The 24,466-nt window shown below is 29.2% G+C and carries 22 protein-coding genes; 6 read left to right on the top strand and 16 right to left on the bottom strand.

What is annotated here, in order from left to right:
• The gene (locus tag PTZ02_RS00280; RefSeq protein WP_274225840.1) at positions 1 to 594 is read right to left on the bottom strand and encodes a thymidine kinase; all 594 of its coding nucleotides are present in this window, start codon (positions 592 to 594) and stop codon (positions 1 to 3) included.
• Positions 595 to 765: 171 nt separating this feature from the next.
• Here PTZ02_RS00280 and rpmE point away from each other — a divergent pair, with 171 nt between their 5' ends.
• Positions 766 to 972, top strand: a complete 207-nt coding sequence (gene rpmE / locus PTZ02_RS00275) for a 50S ribosomal protein L31 (RefSeq protein WP_202768131.1) — start codon at positions 766 to 768, stop codon at positions 970 to 972.
• A gap of 237 nt (positions 973 to 1,209) precedes the next feature.
• Positions 1,210 to 2,361, top strand: coding sequence for an MGDG synthase family glycosyltransferase (locus tag PTZ02_RS00270; protein ID WP_274225839.1), 1,152 nt, complete (start codon positions 1,210 to 1,212; stop codon positions 2,359 to 2,361).
• 54 nt (positions 2,362 to 2,415) lie between these two features.
• On the opposite strand, the gene rho is transcribed toward PTZ02_RS00270, so the two are convergent.
• The 12 genes from rho to PTZ02_RS00210 all read right to left on the bottom strand — a co-directional run bounded on the left by rho (position 2,416) and on the right by PTZ02_RS00210 (position 16,725).
• The gene (gene rho, locus PTZ02_RS00265; protein WP_274225838.1) at positions 2,416 to 3,858 is read right to left on the bottom strand and encodes a transcription termination factor Rho; all 1,443 of its coding nucleotides are present in this window, start codon (positions 3,856 to 3,858) and stop codon (positions 2,416 to 2,418) included.
• Positions 3,859 to 4,225: 367 nt separating this feature from the next.
• Positions 4,226 to 5,824 (bottom strand): CTP synthase, encoded by a 1,599-nt coding sequence (locus tag PTZ02_RS00260; RefSeq protein ID WP_274225837.1) that lies wholly within the window; start codon positions 5,822 to 5,824, stop codon positions 4,226 to 4,228.
• A 160-nt stretch (positions 5,825 to 5,984) separates the two neighbouring features.
• Positions 5,985 to 6,272, bottom strand: a complete 288-nt coding sequence (locus PTZ02_RS00255) for a hypothetical protein (RefSeq protein ID WP_274225836.1) — start codon at positions 6,270 to 6,272, stop codon at positions 5,985 to 5,987.
• Positions 6,273 to 6,387: 115 nt separating this feature from the next.
• Positions 6,388 to 6,804, bottom strand: a complete 417-nt coding sequence (locus PTZ02_RS00250) for a DUF1934 domain-containing protein (RefSeq protein WP_274225835.1) — start codon at positions 6,802 to 6,804, stop codon at positions 6,388 to 6,390.
• Between the two features lie 74 nt (positions 6,805 to 6,878).
• Entirely contained in the window at positions 6,879 to 7,511 is a 633-nt protein-coding gene (gene spoIIR / locus PTZ02_RS00245; protein ID WP_274225834.1) for a stage II sporulation protein R, read from the bottom strand.
• A 58-nt stretch (positions 7,512 to 7,569) separates the two neighbouring features.
• Positions 7,570 to 8,412, bottom strand: a complete 843-nt coding sequence (ispE, locus tag PTZ02_RS00240; protein WP_274225833.1) for a 4-(cytidine 5'-diphospho)-2-C-methyl-D-erythritol kinase — start codon at positions 8,410 to 8,412, stop codon at positions 7,570 to 7,572.
• A 157-nt stretch (positions 8,413 to 8,569) separates the two neighbouring features.
• The gene (gene cphA / locus PTZ02_RS00235; protein WP_274225832.1) at positions 8,570 to 11,215 is read right to left on the bottom strand and encodes a cyanophycin synthetase; all 2,646 of its coding nucleotides are present in this window, start codon (positions 11,213 to 11,215) and stop codon (positions 8,570 to 8,572) included.
• Positions 11,199 to 12,029: a cyanophycinase gene (locus PTZ02_RS00230; protein WP_274225831.1), complete on the bottom strand. Its 831-nt coding sequence runs from the start codon at positions 12,027 to 12,029 to the stop codon at positions 11,199 to 11,201. The genes cphA and PTZ02_RS00230 overlap by 17 nt, the downstream gene beginning before the upstream one ends.
• Before the next feature lie 289 nt (positions 12,030 to 12,318).
• Entirely contained in the window at positions 12,319 to 13,884 is a 1,566-nt protein-coding gene (locus PTZ02_RS00225; RefSeq protein ID WP_274225830.1) for a DUF3794 and LysM peptidoglycan-binding domain-containing protein, read from the bottom strand.
• Positions 13,885 to 14,216: 332 nt separating this feature from the next.
• Positions 14,217 to 14,453 (bottom strand): Veg family protein, encoded by a 237-nt coding sequence (locus tag PTZ02_RS00220; RefSeq protein WP_202768048.1) that lies wholly within the window; start codon positions 14,451 to 14,453, stop codon positions 14,217 to 14,219.
• Positions 14,454 to 14,667: 214 nt separating this feature from the next.
• On the bottom strand, positions 14,668 to 15,531 hold the full coding sequence (gene yabG / locus PTZ02_RS00215; protein ID WP_274225829.1) for a sporulation peptidase YabG: 864 nt from the start codon (positions 15,529 to 15,531) through the stop codon (positions 14,668 to 14,670).
• 195 nt (positions 15,532 to 15,726) lie between these two features.
• Entirely contained in the window at positions 15,727 to 16,725 is a 999-nt protein-coding gene (locus PTZ02_RS00210; RefSeq protein WP_274225828.1) for a CotS family spore coat protein, read from the bottom strand.
• A 106-nt stretch (positions 16,726 to 16,831) separates the two neighbouring features.
• Between PTZ02_RS00210 and PTZ02_RS00205 the strand changes: the two genes are divergently transcribed.
• The 3 genes from PTZ02_RS00205 to PTZ02_RS00195 all read left to right on the top strand — a co-directional run bounded on the left by PTZ02_RS00205 (position 16,832) and on the right by PTZ02_RS00195 (position 20,173).
• A complete protein-coding gene (locus tag PTZ02_RS00205) occupies positions 16,832 to 17,953 on the top strand; it encodes a glycosyltransferase family 4 protein (protein ID WP_274225827.1) in 1,122 nt (373 codons plus the stop codon).
• 141 nt (positions 17,954 to 18,094) lie between these two features.
• Positions 18,095 to 19,405, top strand: coding sequence for a putative DNA modification/repair radical SAM protein (locus PTZ02_RS00200; RefSeq protein WP_274225826.1), 1,311 nt, complete (start codon positions 18,095 to 18,097; stop codon positions 19,403 to 19,405).
• A 12-nt stretch (positions 19,406 to 19,417) separates the two neighbouring features.
• Positions 19,418 to 20,173, top strand: coding sequence for a TIGR03915 family putative DNA repair protein (locus PTZ02_RS00195; RefSeq protein ID WP_274225825.1), 756 nt, complete (start codon positions 19,418 to 19,420; stop codon positions 20,171 to 20,173).
• A gap of 60 nt (positions 20,174 to 20,233) precedes the next feature.
• Here PTZ02_RS00195 and PTZ02_RS00190 read toward each other — a convergent pair whose 3' ends face one another.
• The 3 genes from PTZ02_RS00190 to PTZ02_RS00180 form a co-directional block, all read right to left on the bottom strand.
• Positions 20,234 to 21,271: a CotS family spore coat protein gene (locus tag PTZ02_RS00190; protein ID WP_274225824.1), complete on the bottom strand. Its 1,038-nt coding sequence runs from the start codon at positions 21,269 to 21,271 to the stop codon at positions 20,234 to 20,236.
• 12 nt (positions 21,272 to 21,283) lie between these two features.
• Positions 21,284 to 22,009, bottom strand: a complete 726-nt coding sequence (locus PTZ02_RS00185) for a hypothetical protein (RefSeq protein WP_274225823.1) — start codon at positions 22,007 to 22,009, stop codon at positions 21,284 to 21,286.
• Positions 22,010 to 22,120: 111 nt separating this feature from the next.
• Positions 22,121 to 23,131: a CotS family spore coat protein gene (locus PTZ02_RS00180; protein ID WP_274225822.1), complete on the bottom strand. Its 1,011-nt coding sequence runs from the start codon at positions 23,129 to 23,131 to the stop codon at positions 22,121 to 22,123.
• A gap of 166 nt (positions 23,132 to 23,297) precedes the next feature.
• Between PTZ02_RS00180 and PTZ02_RS00175 the strand changes: the two genes are divergently transcribed.
• Positions 23,298 to 24,437, top strand: a complete 1,140-nt coding sequence (locus tag PTZ02_RS00175) for a glycosyltransferase family 4 protein (RefSeq protein WP_274225821.1) — start codon at positions 23,298 to 23,300, stop codon at positions 24,435 to 24,437.
• Positions 24,438 to 24,466: the final 29 nt, after the last annotated feature.

Genomic DNA, 24,466 nt, shown 5'->3' with positions numbered 1-24,466 from the left:
TTAAGTATTATTTTCTTTTTTATATTTAAAATAACATTCCCCGCATAAAGACTGATATTGAACATTATCAACTTCATCTATAGCAATTTGTTCACCTTTAAACACAAATTTACCATTTACTTTTCTTCCATTGAATATAGCTTTTTTGCCGCATGTACATATTGTTTTCATTTCTTCAATTGAATGAGCTATAAGTAGAAGTCTTTCACTGCCTTCAAAACCATTCATTAAAAAGTCTGTCCTTAAGCCATAACATATAACTGGAATATTCATTCCTACAGCTACTTCAAATAGTTCATCAATATGCTTTTTATTTAAAAACTGTACTTCATCTACTAATATACAATCTATTTTATTATTGTCCTCTCTAAGTTCTGAGATCAATTCTAAAATATTATCTTCATCACTAATAAGTAAATCTACTTTTCTTTCTACTCCTAATCGTGAAATCAATTTTTCTCCTGCCTTCTTATCTTTTGAAGGCTTAACTATAAGTACTTCCATTCCTCTTTCCTCATAATTAAACGCAACCTGCATAAGATTTGTTGATTTTCCTGAATTCATTGCACCATATCTAAAATAAAGCTTACTCATTGTTACTCTTCCCCTCATTTCTTCTGTTCAATTCGATTATAACACACCTTATGTCATTATAAAAATATAATTTTATTGACAAAAATACCTCAAAGTGATATATTCTAATAGTTACATTTGGTTACGTGTTACAATTAGTAAAATTGTATATATATGAAAGAGGTGAATTCGATGAGAGAAGGCATACATCCAGAATACAGCCATGAAGCAGTTGTTAAGTGTGCATGTGGAAATACTTTTACAACAGGTTCTGTTAAATCAGAATTAAAAGTAGAAATATGTTCAAAATGCCACCCATTCTTCACTGGAAAACAAAAGATTGTTGACGTTGGTGGAAGAGTTGATAAATTCAATAAGAGATTCAATATTAACAAGTAATTTATATTATGGGAAAGACATTGGTCTTTCCCATTTTTCTTTTAAAATATTAGTAAATATCTATTTTAATAAATATTAAATCTCTGTATAATGCAAAATCATATTACATATCATTGATGTATTATATCTATATACTTAATTTTCTATTAATTAATTTAGATATTTATTTACAATATATGAAAAAATGTTAAACTATAATATAGAAATCTTACTAAAAAGGCAAAGCGAGTGAATTAAATGAAAAAGGTTTTAATTTTAACAGCATCCACAGGGCAAGGTCATAACCAGGCAGCTAATTCTCTTAAAACAGTGTTTGAAAAGAAAGGCTGGAAAGTTGATAAATATGACTTTTTGAAGAAAAACTCTAATTTCCTAAACGCAGCAATAGTTGGTGGTTATGAATTTGCAGCTTCTAAAATCCCTTGGATATACGGCTGGTTTTATCACCTGACAGATAAGAAAATAACAAATAAACTTTTAAACATAGTTTTCTTTAATACTCAAAGAAAGTTTTTACGTTATATCGAAAATGAAAATCCTGATATAATAATAGGTACACACCCTATGTCTGTTAACTTGGTGACAACACTTAAAAGCCAAAATAAGATAAATATTCCTTTCATATCAATTGTCACTGATTTCAAGGTTCATTATGCATATATTAATAAATATACAGATGCATATATAACCGCAAGCGATTATACAAAGGATTACTTAATTACAAGAGGAATTCCTGGAGAAATTATTTTCCCATATGGAATACCGATAAACCCAATTTTTTTTGAAAATGATAAAGAAGTCAGCGCAACTAAAGATGATGATTACTTCAATATACTTCTCATGGGTGGAAGTATGGGACTTGAAAATATTTCTGATGTTCTAAAAAAATTAATTAAAAATAAACACTTGTTACGCATAACTGTTGTATGTGGAAACAACGAAAATTTAAAAATGAGGTTACTCTCTGAATATTCAGCTCCAATTCCAAATAAAAAACTTCATATTTTAGGTTTTACTAAGGATATTTCTGCAATAATGGATTATTCAGATATAATAATCTCAAAACCAGGTGGGCTAACTGTAAGTGAATCAATAGCTAAAAAACTTCCGATAATAATTCCATTTGCCATTCCTGGCCAAGAATATGAAAATGTAGAATTTCTTACACAGGTAGGTTGTGCTAAGTATGTTGATCATATAGATGATATAAACTATATTGTAGATTCTCTAATCTCAAATCCTTCTGAAATTGATATTATGAAGGATAATTTAGATAAACTAAGGACTAATTATTCAATTAATAAAATTTATGATTTATCAGAAAAACTTTCCACCGAAAGTGCAATTATATCTGATTTCTCAATGGAAAATAATAATGAACATATATAAAAAAGATATACCAGAAAATTGAATCTGGTATATCTTTTTTTTTATTTTTAGTTTCTATTTATCGATTTCTGCTTTTGGGAATGCATCAATAAACTCTTTATTATTTTTTGTTTTAGATAGTAGATTTATTAGTTTTTCTGCTATGTTTTCGATATTACCATCTCTATACATTACCCTTCTTATTGCAAAAGCAACTTCTTTTTCTTCATTACTTAAAAGTAAATCTTCTTTTCTAGTTCCTGATTTATATATATCAATTGCAGGGAAAATTCTTCTTTCCTGAAGTCTTCTATCTAAATGAACTTCCATATTTCCTGTTCCCTTAAACTCTTCAAATATCATATCATCCATTCTACTTCCTGTTTCTATTAATGCAGTAGCTAAAATGGTAAGACTTCCACCCTCTTCAATCTTTCTTGCTGCTCCAAAGAATTTCTTAGGCATTATTAAAGCACCTGGATCCAATCCACCTGAAAGTGTTCTTCCAGTAGGGGTAATAGTTAAATTGTACGCTCTAGCTAATCTAGTTATACTATCAAGAAGAATAACTACATCTTTTCCTTGCTCAACCATTCTCTTAGCTCTTTCAAGTACCATTTGTGATACCTTAGCATGATTTTGTGGTTCTTCATCAAAGGTAGAATATATAACTTCTCCATTGATACTTCTTTGCATATCTGTAACTTCTTCAGGTCTTTCATCAATTAAAAGTACAATAAGAGTAACTTCAGGATAATTTGATGATATATTCTGAGCAACCTTCTTTAATAATGTTGTTTTTCCTGCTTTTGGAGGGGCAACAATTATACCTCTTTGTCCTTTTCCAATAGGTGAAATTAAATCCATTAGTCTAGAACTTAAATCTCTAGAATTATTTGTTTCTAGTCTTAATCTCTCTTGTGGATATATAGGAGTAAGTGTCTCAAAGGACTTTCTCCCAACTGCTTTCTCTGGATGATCACCATTAACTTTTTCAACATATATTAATGCTTTAAACTTTTCACCTTCTTTAGCTTCTCTAACTTTCCCTTCAACTTCATCACCAGTTCTCAAATTAAATCTTCTTATTTGTGATGGTGATACATATACATCATCTTCACCTGTAAGATAGTTTTTGCATCTCAAAAATCCGAAGTTATTATTCTCTAATATTTCAAGGACTCCTCTTGAAGATGTTGCTTCATTTATATTATCCTTCGTTCTTACATTTCTTCTTTCTGATACATATGATTCTTTATTTAATGATGAATTTTCAGTAGTTTCTCTAGATACATAGTTACTTTTATCTTGTTCAACTATTTTTTCTGATGAATTCACCTTAGGAGTTATTTTTTCTCTTAAAAAAACTCCATCTTTTTCAATTGAAATTGGGGAACTTGCAATAATTTCTTCAATAATTTCCCCCTTCTTTTTCTTTGATAAGTTCTTTATTCCTAAATCTTTTGCTACTTCTTTCAACTCACTCAAAGTCATTTGTAGATATTTTTCTTTTGACAAAATCGGGCACCTCCGAATATTTTAAACTGCAATATAACTTAGCAACCTTAATTCATTCTATAAATTTAAAATTAATATATAATGGAATACCTTAATTATACGCTTTAATATTTATATAAGTTTTTAATACATTTCAATTTGGGAAGTTTAAAGGTAAGATTAAACGAAATATTATAAAATGAAAATAGGATATGTTATAATTCCTTCTCATTCTATTATTATAACACTTTTTTAAAAAAGTAAACAAGATTTTAACTAATTATGGTACTATATCTTATTTAGCCATTACAAAAGTTTCAAGAAACTTTACGCTATTATAAATTAAAAAGAACCTAGAATAAAAATGCTATTCTAGGTTCCTAGTTTCCTATTTATTAAGTGATGCTTTTATAAAATCTCTAAATAGTGGATGTGGTCTATTTGGTCTTGATTTTAATTCTGGATGGAATTGAACTGCTACAAACCATGGGTGATCTTTAACTTCAACTACTTCTACAAGTCTACCATCTGGGCTTGTGCCTGTTATATTCATTCCCGCATCTATTATTGCTTTTCTATATTCATTATTAAATTCATATCTATGTCTATGTCTTTCATAAATTAATGAAGATTCATAGGCAGCTTTTGTAAATGTACCATCTTCAACTTTACATGGATATAATCCTAATCTCATTGTTCCACCCATGTCTTCTACATCCTTTTGTTCTGGCATTAAATCAATTACTGGATATTCAGTTTCAGGGTTAATTTCTGATGAATTTGCATCAGTATATCCTAACACATTTCTTGCAAATTCTATTACTGCGCATTGCATTCCTAAACAAATTCCTAAGAATGGTTTTTTATTTTCTCTAGCCCATCTAATTGCTTCAATTTTTCCTTCGATTCCTCTATCACCAAATCCACCTGGAACTAAAACTCCATCTACACCAGCTAAAGCTTTATCAACATTTTCTTTATTAATATCAACAGCATTTATCCACTCTATTTCAATATTGGCATCATTAAAATATCCGCCATGATTAAGTGCTTCAACAACAGAAATATATGCATCATGTAATTCAACATATTTTCCTACTAATCCGATTTTAACAGTCTTTGATAAATTCTTAATTTTATCAACCATTGAAACCCATTCATTGTTGTTAATTTCTCCAGTTGGTAAGTGTAGTTTCTCACATACTACTGTATCCAAACCTTCTTTATGTAATAAAAGCGGAACTTCATATAAGTTCTCTGCATCTAAATTTTGAATTACGCTTTTTCCCTCAACATTACAGAATAAACCTATTTTATTTTTAATTTCAGTTGAAAGCTCTTTTTCTGATCTACATACTATAACATCAGGTTGAATTCCTATACTTCTTAAATCCTTAACAGAATGTTGAGTAGGTTTTGTTTTAAGTTCTCCAGCTTTTCCTAAATACGGAACAAGTGTTACATGTATAAAGCATACATTTTCAAATCCTGCTTCATATTTAATTTGTCTAATAGACTCTAAAAATGGAAGAGATTCTATATCACCTATTGTTCCACCAATTTCAGTAATAACTACATCAACTTCTCTTTCCTTTGCAACCCTATAAACTCTATTCTTTATTTCGTTTGTAATATGAGGTATTACTTGTACTGTTCCGCCAAGATATTCCCCTTTTCTCTCTTTTGATATAACCGACCAGTATACCTTACCTGTAGTTACATTTGAATTTTTAGTAAGATTCTCATCTATGAATCTTTCATAGTGCCCTAAATCTAAATCTGTTTCTGCTCCATCATCAGTTACAAAAACCTCTCCATGTTGATATGGGCTCATAGTGCCTGGATCTACATTTAAATATGGGTCAAACTTTTGAATTACTACATTTAATCCTCTATTCTTCAATAATCTACCTAATGAAGCTGCTGTTATTCCTTTTCCTAAAGAAGAAACTACTCCACCGGTTACAAATACATACTTAGTAGCCATAAAAAATCCTCCTAAAAATATTTAAAAAATATATTGACATGTAATTAACTCGATGATAAAATAGAAATTACCCTTCAATATTATGATGGGATAACTATTTAATAACATAGATTATATATTATCATAAACTGAGTTTCTAATCCAGTCTTTTTTATATGTTTTAAATAATTTTTTTTATCTTTTCGTCTATTCTAAAGTACTTTTCCCTAAAACTACTATTTATTAATATCTTTTCTTCAGCTTTTCTCAATGTTGAATTTATATTCTTATTATGTTCTCCTAAAATCTCTTTAACTCGCTTATCATGTAGAAAATGATGGTCTTTCATTACCAATATAAGCATATAAAGATTTTCTTTCTTTCTTAAAAAATCAACCATATCTTCTAAGCTCATCCCATTAATACCTAAAACAAATTCTAATAAATCATCTAAAGCATCCTGTTTCATTAATCTACTCTCCTCAAAAATTTTCATATTTAAGTATTAACGCTTGAAGTTATTTTTAATCAAAAATGGTGAAGTAAATTAATAATAATTTTCTTCACCATTTAATTATTTATATTTATGCTTTTATTTTTATCTTTAATTGTGTTCCTTGAGGTGGTTGTCCAGCAATACTTATATTGTAGTCTATCTGAACTTCTCCGCCATTCTCATCCATCTCAATTTTTAAATCTTTAGTATCAATTTTCAGTTCCAGCATACCGTATGGAGTGTTGTATAGTGTAACTGAATTATTATCCTTTTTAAAATCCATTTTTGTCGAAGTTGTTCCTTCTCTATATAAGGTAATTTCATCTTTATATATTTCTAATTTTGTAGTAGTTCCTTCCATACCTGATATTTCAGTTTCTTCATATATAGCTTCATAACTACTTGAATCTTTTATATGAAATTCTCCAGGTGTTACTACTTCAATAACATCATCATCTTCGTAATTTTGGTTTGATATAACAGAAATTACAGCCTTTTTCTTCATAACTATTAACCTCTTTATCTTAAAATTTAAATTCACTGTATAGTTTATAGGTTTTAAATAATTTAATCAAGATTTTATTTTTTAATCCATTTTTGAATCAACTCAAATATTTTGAATTTAATTTTTACATCATTATTAACTTGATCATATTCATCATCACTTAAAACTCTCTTCATTTGCTTTGCAGTTTCTTCCTCGGATACTTGTCCCCTTGTTTCGTCTACAAAACACAATGGTGGAAACATTACACACCACCAGTTTTTCCCTTCTCCAGATCCTATTATAACTCTATATGCTTCATATTCACCTTGAGGCAATGTTATATTACCATAGCTTTTATCAGGAAAATTTTCTTTTCCCATTGTTGACTTAACACTATAATTATAACCATTACTTTTAATGATATTTGATGCTAGTTTTAATATATCCTCATTATAAGATTTAAGTATCTTTCTTGATTCATCAATACTCGGAGAATCCTTAAGCTTTGGAAAAATATAACTTATTATTGCATCCTTCACTTTTATTTTTAATTGCTGATCATTATCAGAATCACTGTTTGCAATAACATGAAATCTAATTAACTTAGCACTTATCTCCTGCACCAGGTTGTCCCTAGATTTGCCAGACGCACCTTTACTATTAAAATATACAAATGTATTTATGACAAGCAAGATAATTACTAATAGTGAAATTACTTTTTTCATTTTATCAACCCCCTATAGGAGTATTGTTGACAAAATAAAATAATCTTATACACTTCTTTTAAATTGTTCTTGTAATAAACACATCATTATATTGTTTTTTCATTCTATCATAACAACTTTGTGCTTTAAGCATATCATCAAAGAACCCAAAAACAGTAGGACCACTACCGCTCATCATAGCCCCTAACGCATCCATCTTAATCATTTCCTCTTTAATTTCAATAATTTTTCTATGTTTTCTTAATGTTACATTTTCCAAATGATTTTTCATATTTTTTGCTACAAAATCTAAATTATCATTTTCCATAGCATCAATTATTTCTTCAATTTTAACTTTTTTATAGATTTTACTTATATCTAAACCACTATAAACCTCTTTAGTAGAAACTCCAAAAGATGGTTTTACTAGAACTAATATTTTATCTTTAAAATCCTTAAGCTGCGTTATTTTTTCACCAATACCTTCACATAGAGCAGTCTTTCCTTTAATGCAATAAGGTACATCTGCACCAAGTTTTAATCCCAACTCCATAAGTTCTTCATCTGAAGCACCTATATTAAATATTGAGTTCAACCCCATAAGCACTGCAGCCCCATCAGTACTTCCGCCTGCTAATCCTGCTGCCACTGGAATATTCTTTCTAATATCTATATGTACTCCCTTATTTATGTTATAAGTATCCAAAAAGAGCCTTGCTGCTTTATATGCTAAATTTCTTTCATCCCTTGGAACATATGGCTTATTACAAGTAATTTCTATTCCGTTTGTTCTTTCCTGTATTTCAATCAAATCATAAAGATCTATTCTCTGCATTATCATTCTTAGCAGATGATATCCATCATCTCTTTTTCCTACTACCTCTAAAGCAATATTAATCTTGCCATAAGCTTTAATCTTCATATAATCTTCCTCTCAAATAAATAATACTATTATATTATCATTTATTTAAAGGTATTTATGCAAGAATTAATTTATGTAAAATTTAAGCCGGGATAAAATCATAAGTTTTAAATAAACTTCATTTTAATTCTTCACCCGACTTATATGATTAATTAAATTAAGTTAAATTAATTAACCCTTCCTCTAAACTATTTAATTCTCCTACCCTTAACTCTCTTTCTTTAAGGTTATTTATATAATCCACTAGTGGTTTGAATTTTTCATAAAATACAATTACAACATCTCCAGAAAGAGCTATATCCAGCGCTTCTTTCAACGCCTCAACTTCATCCAAAACAATTTTACTCTTTTTATTATCTTTTACTTTTTTCTCTATGCCTTTGCTTATGCTATTACAGATATCTCCTTTTTCTCTTCCTCTTCTGTCTTTGTCTTCTTTTATGAATATATAATCTAAATTCTCTCCTGCAATCTCACCTATTCTCTCAGCAACATCATCACTTCTATCTCCTGGAATTCCTATAACTCCAATTAGTTTATTATGCTCCATTGTTTTTAGGGATTCCAAAACAACTCTATACCCATCAAGATTATGACCATAATCTAATATTACTTTAACTCCATTTATATCATACTCATTAAATCTTCCCTTATTTAGTTTTTCATTATTCTTAAATTCTTTTAATCCCTTAGCAATAATACAATAATCTACACCCTGAGATATTAATGCAGCTGTCGCTGCCATTGCATTAGAAATATTATACTTTAATCTTCCATTCATAGAAATTCCTATATCACTTACACTACAAATGTTGTAATGTCTTCCATTATTAAATGCCATCAATCTATCTTCATCAATATAAACAGCTATATTATCTTTAAGAAAAGCATTTTTAATATATGGATTTTCTTTATCATGTGAAAAGAATACAATTTTAGACTTAATTCTTGGTAATACTTTTAAAGACCATGAATCATCAGCATTAATAACCGCATACCCATTCTCTTTTACTTCTTCGGCAACAACAGATTTAACAAATGCCAATTCCTCTAAAGTATTTATTCCATCTAAGCCCAAATGATCTTCTGTTATATTAGTAATTACGCCCACATCTGCTAAATCATAAGCTAATCCTTTTTTTACAATACCACCTCTAGCTGTTTCTAGAACTGCAATATCAACATCCTTATTCATTAAGATTGTTTTCGCACTTTGAACTCCAGTATCATCACCAGAATGCAAACACTTTTCACCTAAAAATATTCCATCAGTTGATGTCATTCCCACATTATATCCTATTAATGAATATATATAAGAAATTATTCTAGTAGTTGTAGTCTTTCCATTTGTTCCAGTAACCGAAATCAGCGGTATATTTCTAGGATTATCATTATATAGCATATTAATTATTTCTTTTCCAACATTCCTTGCATTACCTTCATATGGATAGCAATGCATTCTTATTCCTGGTGCAGTATTAACCTCCATAACAACACCTTGGGACTCAATCGGTTCCATAATATCACTAGTACATAAATCAATTCCACATATATCTAATCCTATGGTTTTAGCTACCCTAACGCATAGTTCCTTATTTTCTTGAGATATGATGTCAGTACAATCTATAGCAACTCCACCAGTAGAAATATTAGCATTTTCTCTTAAATATATCTTTCTATCCTTTTCAAGGACAGATTCCAAGCTTAAACCTTCCTTTGAAATGCATCCCATTACTTCTTCATCAATCTTAACTTTAGTTAAAGGTTTTTCGTGATCATCACCTCTATTATTATCTGCATTAAGCTTTTTAATCAAATTCAATATTGTATCTTCACCGTTTCCAGTAATATATGGTGGTATCCTTAGCGCAACTGCAATTACCTTATCCCTGACAACTAAAACTCTATAGTCTTTTCCTTTTATAAATTCTTCTAAGATAACATCTTTATAGTTTTTCTTTATTTTATTAAATGCTTCTATCAGATGTTTTTCACTTTTGATATTTAAAATTACACCTTTTCCTTTATTACCATATTGAGGCTTTAAAACCAGCGGGTAACCTAATTCCTTACTATACTTTATAAGCTCAATGATGTTATTAACTTTATAACCTTCAGCAACAGGGATGCATTGATATTTCAATAGCTTCTTTGTTAATAACTTATCGCAGGATATATCTGCTGCTACACAAGATGTATTGCTCCCTATGGTAGCTTCAATAACTCTTGCAGCCCTTCCATATCCAATCTGATAAATACCACTGTTACTATATTTAATTACAGGTAAGCCCATTTCTTTTGCAGCATCAATAATGGCTCTAGTACTAGGACCATCACTTTCATATTTCAACATATCTTTAATTATTAGAATCCTCTCATCAAAGTTTATGCTCTTTTGGCTTATCAATGAATTTATTAAATCTACTACTAAATCAACTATTCTTAACGCAGTTTGCTCATACTCATATTGAACTATTATATAATAGTGGTCACCTTCAACTTCTCTGGCCTTTCCATATGAAACTTCAATATCTAACATATTTTGAATCGCAATTATACAGTGCTCACAAATATGTGCGAGATACGTCCCTTCTTTTAAACGCTTTACAAAACCATGTTCTTCATCGATTCCACATCTATGTTTATATAACTCTGGTAATATCCTAGTCAAATTAAAATTAAAGTTTGGTATATCTTTACTTGGAGTCTCACAGTATCCTTCTAAATCTAAATCTACCCTTAAGCATTTTTTATGGGAATAGATATTCTTACCTTCAAAGACTCGTTTACTTATTATTTTCATTTTTGGTATTTTCCTCCTCAAAAGGTGTTCTCTTCTGCAAATGAAACAAGTTACCATTTGTTAATACATGCATTTTAACATTGTACATACTCAATATTTCCTCTTGATGTTTTTCTGATACATTCGAAAAAGTTATTTGTTCTCCGTCTAAAAAATATACCGCACCATTTCCAATTACTCTTATCACATTATTTTCCACAACTATTGCTGTGTCTTCATCAATTCCTACCCCTAACATCTCTGGATTTTGTGCAATTCCGGCTAAAAGCCTTCCTATTCTACCTCGTTGTGCAAAATGCTGATCAATGATTACATTTTTAATAAACCCAAATCCAGGTGCCATCTTCAAAGTACATTTTCTTGGAGATTCTTCATCATCTCCCTTTACTATCATTGTACTACTCATCACAGATGCTCCAGCAGATGTTCCTACTAATATGCATCCATTCATAAATACATTTCTGAGTTCTTGAAAAATAGGGGTGCCTCCAACTAAACTTGTAATACGAAGTTGATCTCCACCTGTAAAAAAAATTACTGATGACTTTTTAATAGTTTCTATACTCACAGGATTATAAGAATCTTTTCTTTCACTTACGTCTAATACATTCATTTTTTTAATACCTAGCCCTGAAAACACCTTCTTATACTTATCCCAAGCCGAACTAGGATATTCAGTTGCAATTGTTGCAATTGTTAATTCTCCATTATTCTTCAATGATTCTTCTGCAACATATTTAAGTATTTCTTTTTCTCCTTCTTTATCTTCTGCTCCTCCAATAATAATAAGTTTCCCTTTGCAACAGTTCTCCAAAATATCACCTCAAATCATGCATTTTTATTGTAACCATGATTTTACATAATTATTCACGAATTTGTCACAATTGATACCGAATAAATGCTAGTAAATACATACGATTCCAATGTAATATGTATAATTCTCCTCCCTTCAAATAGCTTAAAGCATTCTATAAAATACAAAAGCTGTCTCATTATATTGTGAGACAGCTTTTAAAAAAATATTCTTATCTAAATTTATTAACTTTTGCAACACTTGGTATATCTTGTTATTTGATGATTTTTTTAACTCAAATGATGAAGATTTATATAACAGCTCTTCCTGGTATTAGTAATTTTGTCCCAACCTTTAAATTTTCATCTGCTTCAAGATTGTTTAACTTTACAAGTGCATCCATTGTTGTTGCATATTTCTTAGCTAAAGACCATATTGTATCACCTAATTGAACTACGTATATTATAATACTAGCTTTTTTGCCTTGTGTTTCACCTTCTTTTGTTTCTAAAGATGATACCCATTTCTTGAGCGCATTTGATATTGATTTAACCTCAACTGAAACTATAGCTTTTATAGCTATTGTAGATCCTTCGATTACTCCTTGAATACTTTCTATAACACTCTTTGCAATACATTTCGCATCTTCTATAGAATTAGGCAAATCCACTGTTACATTAAATGGAATTTCAGAATTCATTTTACCGACTTCTTTCTCTCCGCCTTCAGCCATATAAATTACTTCAACATTTAACAATCCATCAATCAAAGCTTTCCCATACATTATTTTTTTCTCGGTTATGGTTGCATTACCTGTAGTTGATAGTATTTTACTTGGCATTGCTGAAGAATCAGTAACCTGTAAATTTTCTTTAATAACTGCTTCTGCATTACCTTTATCATTAACAATACCAACATTTGTATCTTGTTGTTTAACATCAATATTCATAGATGGCGAATACACATCATCTATGAAATCCATATGGCTTTTATCCATAATCTTAAAATCTGCTCTAGCTTGAACATCTATTTCTATCTTTCTAGCTTCTCCTAAGTCATCCTCTCTAACCTTCAAGTCATAATTTGTAAGGCTAAAGTTTCCTAGTGAGGTCATATTTGATGATACGCCTATAACTTCCTCATCCTTACTAATAAATATATCCTCTTCAGCAAGTATAACTTCCCTAGTTTCTGAAGCTCTATATAGCAATTCTACCTTGCAAAAACATGAAACTGTAACTCTATCCTCATTTAACTTAATATCCTCTTTATGAATATTTAAAGATGTCTTTATTATCTTTCCGACTTGAGGCTTATCCATACCAATAATAATTGTGCCCGTTCCACTGAAATCAATTTCCTTTTTAGCTACTAACTTATCTATCACTTCAGGCTTTCTTAATACTTGTATATCTTTTACTCCAACTATATCTTTCAAAAAATCAATTTGAGAATTTTTATAGCACTCTGCGCTTATATTTAATACACCTTCAATTGATATCTTTCTTTCATTAATTATTCTTCCTTCAATATGTTCAATTTTTGCTAAAGCCTCGCAAGAGATCCTATGTTCTGCTTCTAACCCCTCAATATAGTTTGAGAACTTATCATTATAAGAAACACTATTAAGTACAAGACCTTCTTCTTCTCTTGCTAGATATAAAACAACGTATTCTATGTTTCCTTCAAGCAGTATTCTGTCACCAAGACTTTCTTTTCTGGTAAGATTGGTTCTACCACTAACTGAAATAATCTCCTGTACATCTGGATGAGTATCAGGTATCAAAAATTCACCTTTAAGCATTTGATCTATAGAATCTTCTCTCACAAGTTGTTGATAATCTACAGACTCTTTTATAGTATCTATTTCTGGCATTATATCCCTCCTACAAAATTCTTATTACTATTTATACTCAATTTTTTATGGAATATGAACTAAAATCTAAGTTTTGCAGGAGTAAATTAACGCATTTTTCTACATTATAATGATTTTTTTGTCGAAAAAGATAATTTTTTTTGATTTTATTGTTGACATAGTTTCAAAAATATTATATTATAATATTGGTTATTGACCATATAACCTCTCATAAATTCTCAATACCCTTTTATACCATAGTTGAAAGATGGATACCCACCATCTTTCTTTTTTGTCGTCTAAGTAAACGTTTTAAATGGAATTAAAAAAAACTTCGATGCATAATCGAAGTTTTATCCAGCAAAATGTAATTGCACTGTCTTTGTCAAAACATCTGAATAACTATATGTCACTGTCCTTTGGGTGTCACTCTCTAACCTAATAACAAATATACTTGGATATAAACTTTCAAGTATTCCATTATTAACGAGAATTTTCTTCCTGCCTCCGTTGGCCTTTAATGTTACTTTTTCACCAACATGGCCTTCAAGGTCTCTTTTTATGGAAGCTAATGTTCTATTTTTTTCCATATTAAACACCCTCTTTCCATTATATATTTTACCCTAAATACTTACATATGTCAAATTAAAAATTTAATTTTATCACTATTTGTTTTAACTTGTCAATGTAAATTTTTAATAACATAACTTTCATATACTTATTTTCCTTAAAAAAAACTTTTTTATTCCTATTTTCTGAGGTTTTGTTTAATTTTTCTCAAATATTAAGAAAATACTTCTTTTATTAAAGATATACTGACTTTGGATATCCCTCTCTATACTTTCCTCTTGTTTGTAATCCCCCAATTCCTTTTATTCCAGTTATTGTATTTTCTATTACATCTGTAATAGAAACAACTGTATCTATTCTTGTGTAGGCTATTTTCTCACATACAAATACCGGATCTAAGCAATGAATTAATACCCTATTGGGAGATGATGCAAAGTTAGCTCCTGCATCCAAAATCCCTTCATAGCATGACTGACAAGCTCCTGCAAAAATAACTAGTTCATCATAACTCGAATTGTAATCTCTCAATGCCTTTACTGCCTCAATATAGTACCTAGAATTCCTATAGCTATCTAAATTCAAAAAGTCCTTTGCATTTTTATGAACGCCATCATGACCTGTCAAAACGACTATATCCGGCTTTATTTCTTTAACCATATCTACAACCTTAAGAGGTTGTTCTCTTTCAATTACTGCCCTTCCTACGGCCTCTATATTTAATTGTTTATATACCTTTAAGCAGTTTTCCATGTATACTTCATCACCATCAATATGAAGAACCTTCCCTGGTCTTCCAAACATAAGCTCTTTTTCAGGAATTATTTTAGGCGATTTTGTAATTCTAGTATAGGTTCCCCCTCTTGAACTAATTGCTTTTTTTATAGCTTGACTAACCCTTGCATTTAAGATTTTATCTTTTTCTGCTATAAACTCTTTGTTTACAAGTTCCAAATCATCTCTGCTGGAATCAGCAATTATACGTATGCTTATTCCTTTTAAAATATATATTACCTCGCCATTGTCCTCTTTAATATCAATAATCTTGAAAGTAATGTCTTTCCCATATGATTTTCTTACAACCACGTCACCTATTCCCATACTTTCTCTCCTAAAAAATTATCTATTTCATGATATGCAATTTACAAGAACTTTGTGCAAATCTTTTTTTTCAAATAATAATTATCACTACTAAATAAAAAGTGAGTTATACAAAATAAAATGCAAATTTTACTTTGTAATAGCTCACTATGGATACTAAAATATTTAATCAATTTTAACTCTGATGATATTACTCTAAACTCCATATTCTTTTCTAAATTCTTCGATAAATTTTAAAAATGCTTCTTGTTCTTGAACTAATCCATCTAACTTATTTGCAAAAGTCCCCTGTCCCCAATTAACTTCGTTGTAGTAATATCTATTAGCCAGCCTCCAGTATCTTTGAGGAAATAATAAATATGCAAAAATCACATTATATTCCCCTTTTTGTAATGGAGATACTGAATTATATGCATCTAGTATATCAACTGCTGAGTTCATATCCCAGTCTACTCTTTTTAATACTTTAGTCATGAAGTTAGCTATATCATAAGCTCTTACTTCTCTCTTACAATAATCGAAATCTATAATATTAACGTTATTATTTTCATCTAAAATAATATTATGATAAGTATAGTCATGATGACAAAAACTCTTCTCCACTTCTGTACGTTCACATAACTCATAGTAACTTGAGTTCTTGAGAATATCTAATGCACGTCTACCAAGGTCCTTATAAAATTCAACTGTCTTAATATAGTTTAAATCAAAAGTTCCTTTATTTGACTTTTTTCTTGACATATCTCTCATTTTGTCTAGAGACTTTATTCTTTTATCCATCAAGCTTGGCCATCTTCCTAAATCGCTTTTAAGCTTACTGTTTTCTGGTGGATCATACCCTTTACTCATTTCATGAAGTACAGCTAATTCTTTTGCTGCTATTCTAACCTCTTCAGCTTTATGGAAGTCACACTCTCTTCCAGGTATCCATTCTGAAAGTGTATATATATCTTCATTAACTAATGCATAAGGTTCTCCTTCAATATTTAACGAATACTTATCAACTTTTGAATATCCCTTTTCAATTAAGAATTCTTTTGCACCATATACAAATAATAGTTTTTGAATTCCATAACTTATCTTCTTCAAACATTTTTCTCCCTTGTTTGTTTTAAGATGATATACACCTTTATTTGGCTTTATGTTTTCAATAATAATATCAAATTGTCTTTCAATCTCTGATTCCCTCATCATCGTTATGCACCCCCTAAATATTTATATGTTGTTCAAGTAACAATTATTAACAAATCACAAAATAACTTAATATAATAAACTATAACTATATTTGAAAGGATTTATCATGCGTATAGGAATTGACGGCAGAGCATCAAAATGGTACAGAGGTACTGGTATTGGAACCTATACCTATGAACTTATATACAACCTTAACTTAATTGATACAATAAATGACTATTTTCTATTTCTACCTGAGAATTCAAGTTTTACATCATTAAACAAAAATTTTACCAATAAAAAAGTTGATGAGAATCCTAATGAAAACTTTTGGGAAAATGTTTCTTTGCCTAATATAATTAAAGATAATGATTTAGACTTATATCACATACCACAAAATGGAGTCGGATTACCTACTGAACTATTTTGTAAATCAGTTATAACTCTTCATGATATAATCCCTCTCAGAATGCCTGAAACAGTAAGTGAACGATATAAATACATTTTCTATAACCATATTCCCAAAATCATAGATAACGTTAGTGGAATTATAACTGTATCAGAATTTTCAAAAGAAGATATAGCTAAAGAATTTAATTATCCCAAAGATAGAATATATGTTACCCCTTTAGCTGCAGAAAATATATATAAACCTTTAGATAAAAACCTATGTAAAAGCCTCTTAAATAAATATTATTCTATAAATAAAAGTTTTATTCTTTATGTGGGCGGATTTAGTCCTAGAAAAAATATTGTTGGACTACTGGAGTCTTTTTCTAAATTAAAAGAAAAATATAAGCATCCCCTAAGTCTTGTGATAACAGGCAAGCATGGAATCTCCTATGAAATATATAAAAATAAGGCCATATCTCTAAATATTGATAAAGATGTATTATTCCCAGGATTTATTCCAATGGAACATATGCCAATATTTTATAATTCTGCTGAGATGTTAGTGTACCCATCTTTCTATGAAGGCTTTGGATTACCTCCATTAGAATCTATGGCATGCGGAACACCAGTTATAGCTTCTAATAGCACCTCTATACCTGAAATACTACAAGACTCTGCTATACTAATTAATCCGCAAAATATAAATGAAATCATTGATGCAATGTATAACTTTTTAATAAACGAAGATCTTAAAAATCAGTATATAGTTAAAGGATTCTCTAAAAGCAAAGAATATAATTGGAAAAACACTGCCATTCAAACTCTAAAAGCTTATACCGAAATATATAATTCATAATTAAGAATTAAAGAACAGGAATACCTGTTCTTTAATTATATACCACTAACCATATTTTTCCAATAGATTGTTTTATGTTTATTGCATAAGAACATTTGTTCGTGTATAATCTAAATATAATGAATGGAAGGTGAGTTTATTATGGATTTAAGAGAAAAATTAAAAATACTTTCAGATGCTGCTAAATATGATGTTTCCTGCTCCTCTTCAGGGTCTAATAGAAAAGGGAAAAAAGGTTTTCTTGGTAATGCTATTGAAAGTGGTATATGTCATAGCTTTACTCCCGACGGAAGATGCATTTCTCTTCTTAAGATACTTTTAACTAATTACTGCATTTATGATTGTGCCTATTGTATTAATAGGCGTTCAAATGACTCATTAAGAGCAGCATTTACTCCTGAAGAAGTTTGTGAAATAACAATAAACTTTTATCGAAGGAACTATATAGAAGGACTTTTTTTAAGTTCAGCAGTTTTTAGAAATCCAAATTACACAATGGAACTATTATTAAAGACGTTGAAGCTATTACGTGAGGTGCATAGGTTTAATGGTTATATTCACGTAAAGGCTATTCCTGGTGCCGATAAAGCACTTATTGAAAAGCTTGGTCTATATGCAGATAGAATGAGTGTAAATATAGAATTGCCTTCGGCAAATTCATTAAAACTCTTAGCACCTGAAAAATCAAAAGATAATATTCTAGAACCAATGAAAGTAATAAAAACTGGAATTCAAAGTTATTCAGAAAATAAAAAAGTAATTAGAAGTACTCCCATTTTTGTTCCAGGAGGTCAAAGTACCCAACTTATTGTTGGAGCAACTGGTGAAACAGACTTACAGATTTTAAACTTAAGCGAAGGGTTATATAATAAGTATGATTTAAAAAGAGTTTATTACTCTGCATATGTCCCTATAGCGTCTAGTAGCAAGCATCTTTCAAACATAGTTGCTCCACCATTAACAAGAGAGCATAGATTATACCAGGCAGATTGGCTACTACGTTATTATGGGTTTAAGGCAAAGGAACTCTTAGATACCTCTAAGCCAAACTTTAATTTAAAACTGGATCCTAAAACCTGTTGGGCAGTAAACAATATGCACCTTTTCCCAGTTGAAATAAATAGAGCTCCATATGAAATGTTATTGCGCATCCCTGGAGTTGGAGTTAAATCAGCTCAGAAAATCATAAAAACTCGTAAAGTTCATATCTTAAGTTATAATGACTTGAAAACCTTAGGAATAGTTTTAAAGAGAGCTCAATATTTTATATTATGTAATGGAAAATACTTTGGAGATATTCCATTTGCTTCTTCTCTTATCGAGGAGAGACTATCTGATAATAATATTATTAATAAAGGCCTTAATTCCAATATTCATCAAATTAGTTTCTTTGATAAGTTAGCTCTTCCCTCTATAGCAGATAGAATCACCTCCTTAACTGGTGAACTTTAGGAGGTGATAAACATGGATGTATTGATATTTGACGGTACTTTTACTGGTTTATTAACTTCTATTTATGAAGCTTATTACTCATTTCCTAATGCTGGGCTTATTTTATCTGAAACTAATTATTGCGATAATTTTCTCTATGTGAAGAATTTTATAAAAACAGATCTAGAGAAAGCTGAAAAGGTGCAAACAGCAATAGTAAAAAAAACTGGGATTTTAACACTTGAAAATATTTATCTAGCATTTTTGTCTGATAACCCTGATGTATATACTAAGATATTTATATATATAAAGTTTGCCTTTTCAATTGGCTTCAAAGTAAATGAACATTTATATGATAAGAGAGTCAAAAATATTATTGATATAAAAAATAAGATTACAGGAGAAGCACATAGTTTTATAGGTTTTATTCGATTTACGTTAATAGATAATAAATTTTTATATTCTCCCATTGAGCCTGATAACAATATATTAGAGCTTTTGTCATCACATTTTAAAGATAGATTTTCTACCGAGAATTTTATTATTCATGATATTAAAAGAGGTATTGCATTAAGATATATCTCTGATAAAAATGAGATTGACTTCATTGAGATGAATCCAGATGAGTACAAATTTTTAAAAGATTATAAAGACGAGTTTGAGGATTTATGGAAAACATATTTTAAATATACAACTATACTAGAAAGGCAAAATACTTCTATTCAAAAGGCCAAAATGCCTAAAAGATATTGGAAGTATATTACCGAAGTAAAAAATAACATAAATTAAATTTCTATGTAAGGTGTAGATAATTTTATCTACACTTATTACGACCTATGCAATACTAACTTATAAATATTTGCTTTTAAATAAATCTAAGAACTCTTTTTTATCTGCTTCTTCAACTGCTTTTCCTTTAAACTTTGAGAGGAAAGCTTCATAACTCCATTTCTTTTTTTTGTAATAATAATTTGAAACTAAATTATAATAATCATTTGGAAATATCATCATTGAATAAAGCACATTAAGTTCTTCCTTATCTAACTTATTAATAGATTCATAACTTCTAATTATCTCATTACATTTATCTAAATCATATCCAAAATTTTTAATAGATTTAATTATAAAATTACATAAGTCATGAACTCTAATATCAATAAGTGAATATTCAAAATCAATAAAATAAGCTTTTTCTTTAGCTAAGATTATATTGTGATACGCCAAATCATTATGACATAAGACTATCTTACTTTCGTCATTACATGATTTCAAATATTCTGGACCACTAATTCCCACTATAGCTTTATCAATATTGGCTATTTGCTCATTAATTGTGGATAGAAATAATTCATCAAATTCATTCTTGTTTTTAAAGGTAATAACCATATCTTCTATATTTTTTAGTTCTTCTCTAGCTTTCCTAAAATAATCAGGCATCTTGAATAAATTATTTTTTACATCTAAAGTATCTATATTCCTTAAATGATTTAACAATCCCAAGGATGCATTATGATATTTAGCTAAAGCTGTAGCCGCCATATTTACATCTAGTGGATTAGCACAGCAACATTCCCTGCCTTCAATCAATTCCATAACACAGTATATACCATCATTCCATTTCACATAGTAATTTCCATCCCCAGCTTTTACAAAGTTAAGTATATCTGAAAACCCTTCTCTAATATAATCTAGTGAAGTTGTAATAAATTTTATATCTTCTGTATTTTCTATTTTCTTCAATATTCTTTTGCCTTTATCTGTAATTAGTAAATATACACTTCTCAAAGGTACTAAATCTTCAACCCTTAAATCAAATTTTTTAAACAGTTCAACATCTAAATCATATTCACAGAGATATTTTTCATCAGCATATCTAAGTTTGTTCATATAATCACCCTTCTATATCGTAATACTATTATCAAATTCATACGCCTTCATAAATTTATAATAGAAGGTCTCTTCATTCCACTGTTTTTTTCCTTCTTTATATTTTTGAAGTAATTTCATACTTTCTTGAGGATATAAAATGTATCCCATAAGAAAAATCTTGGAGTTATCTTGGAGTTTTTCATTTTTAACTATATGGTCTATAAAATCTCCATAAGAAGTTACAACATTATACTTTCTAAGCTTCATAAGAAATTTTCCATAATCACTTTCAATAATGTTATAGCATACCCCTTTCACAGAATTTATGATGATTTTATCATTATACTTTAAATGTCTAAAATCACAATTTCCTAAAATTATCTCTCCATTATCCATTGCCCTTCTAAGAATTGACAAATAACTTGAATTATCAATATGATTTATAGCTTTTTCTGCATTTAATAATATCTTATAAACTTCATCTTTTATATGTTCTGGATAATAACCTTTTAATGCTGCCCTGCTTACTTTTCTATATAATACTTTAAACTCTTCAAAATCTTCACCAATTCTGCTAGGAACTGTCGGAATAATATCATAAGGATACTCACTCAAGATTCTATGAATTTCATTTATAATATCTAGCTGGCTATATACATCTTCTTTTTTTAGTTTGGTGCTAGTACTATCAAATTCCTCTTTATTAATCAATACATCTCTATTATTTAAATATTGTTCTAATGTAAGGAATCTCATCGCTACCCCCTTTTATAAATGTTAAAACAAATCCAGTAGGAAATAGATTATAGACCTTTTAAACCTTATACATGATTTCATAAATCTATCCTATTCCCTAACTTTTACACTCTAAAGTCTAACTCTTGAATTTGTAAATTCTTTAATAAACTCCTCTTTTTCCTCTCTATCTTCAATATACTTTTTTAATTTATCAACAAAAAATTCTTCTCCCCAAGGTTGTTGTTCCCAATAATACTGTATTCCTAATTGCCAGAATTGTTGCGGAAATTTAATAAATGTTCCTATTATTTTATTATCATCCTTAAATAATCTATTTATGGAATTATAGTTCTCTAATATTTCTATTGCTTTTTTATTATCCCATTTTCCATTTTTCATAGATCTAATAATAAGGGATGATAGATCATGTAATGAACTATCAAGAATACAATAATCAAAGTCTATTACATACAGTTCTCTACTCCCCGTTACTAGTACATTGTGATGTGCATAATCATGATGACAGAATCCTCTCTTAAAGACTTCTTTATTCATTCTGTCAAAATAATTATATTTTTTTAAATCTATAATTGTTTCTTCTATTTGTTTTAATTCATCTTCCATTATACTTAGATAAAGCTTGTCAAATTCACTCTTATACACTTTTTGACTTATTCTCTTCTTGAAATCAAGTATCTCATTTTCTCTAGTTTGAAAATTATCTATCCATCTAAACCAATATATTCTCGGTCTCATTCTTCTGTTTAAACTAAACCCTTGACTTGATAAGTGAAGTTCAGCTAATTTTTTAGTTACTTGCATCAATTCAATTACATTGTCATAATTACTTTCCCTAGAAGTTATCCAAGGAGAAAGATAACAAAACTTATTATCAAAGGCTATATATTTTTTACCTTTAAGTGTATCTATAATATCTGGTATATTTTCAAATCCTCTATTTTTCAGATGAAGAATTGCTGATAGAATAAAATAAAAATGAGGATAATCATATTTTATTGTTTTTAAACTATACTCCTTATCCCCAGATTTAATTAAATAAATATTCTTTTTATTTTCAATTTCATCTACATCTATTCCATAACTCTCAATCAATAAATCTTTTAAAGTCTCTAACCTCAATCGTCTTTCCTCCCATAGTAATTCTAAGTTATTATATGTATCAAAATAGATATTGGTGAATTTAATCACGTTTAAGACCATCAGTCATATTTATATATTATATATAACAGACATTTATATTTTAAGATGTCTAGCTTGTATTTAGTAATGTTCTAGGGAGTATTTTATGGATGTATGTATAGATGTTAGGGGATTAAATTGGTATAGAGGTACTGGAATTGGAACTTATACCTATAATTTACTGAAGAATATCCTTGGAATAGAATCAGATAACAAATATCATTTAATTTGGTCTGGAGATGGATACGAATCATTTATTAATGAAAAAATCAGTGTGCTAATGGCTTCTAAAAAGCACCAGAGATTCTTTGAGAATTACTACATCCCATCATATATAGAAAAGAAGCATTTAGACATTTATCACGTTCCTCAAAATGGTATGGGCTTAGCTCAAGATATTCCTTGTAATAAAATAGTTACAATACATGATTTAATTCCATATATTCTACCCGAAACAGTCGGGGCAGGCTATTTAAAAAGATTCCTAATGGAAATGCCAAAAATAATTGAGAACTCTCAAGGAATAATAACTGTTTCTGAGTATTCTAAAAAAGATATTTTAAGGTTTTTTCCACACTTTTCTGATGATGATATCTTCGTAACCCCATTAGCTGCAAACGAAGAATTTAGACCTCTTGATAAGGATAAATGCAAAAACTATTTAAGTGAAACCTATAACATTTCCACCCCCTATTTCCTATACTTGGGTGGTTTTAGTTCTAGAAAAAACGTAAAAGGCTTAATACTTGCCTTTGAAAAGGCTTTACTTAGCTTTAATAAGCCAACCTCTCTAGTTATAGTTGGTTCCTTAAGAGAAGAAGGTGAAGCATTAAAAAGCTTAGTAGAAAGTAAACATTTGAACCAGTATATAAAATTTATAGGTTTTTGTTCTGAAGAGGTTCTACCTATACTCTACAATGCATGTGAAGCCTTTGTATATCCTTCAACCTATGAAGGCTTTGGCTTACCACCTCTTGAGGCTATGTGCTGTAAGGCTCCAGTTATAGCATCAAATATAACTTCAATTCCTGAAGTTGTTCAAGATGCAGGGATATTAATAAATCCATATGATATATTGGATATTTCAAATTCTCTTGTTAATCTATCTCAAAATGATGCTTTAAGAATTGCATTAAGTGAAAAAGCTTATGAAAGAAGCAAAGATTTTTCTTGGGAAAAAACTGCTGAGATTACATTAAAAGCTTATAGCAAGATAAATGAAAAATACCTTTTATATAACACATAAGTCAATTCATGAAAAAACCCCAGAATATA

Origin of the sequence: Clostridium sp. 'White wine YQ' (assembly GCF_028728205.1) — a bacterium.
Taxonomy (GTDB): domain Bacteria; phylum Bacillota; class Clostridia; order Clostridiales; family Clostridiaceae; genus Clostridium_T.
This window is presented reverse-complemented; position numbering and strand designations above follow the sequence as displayed.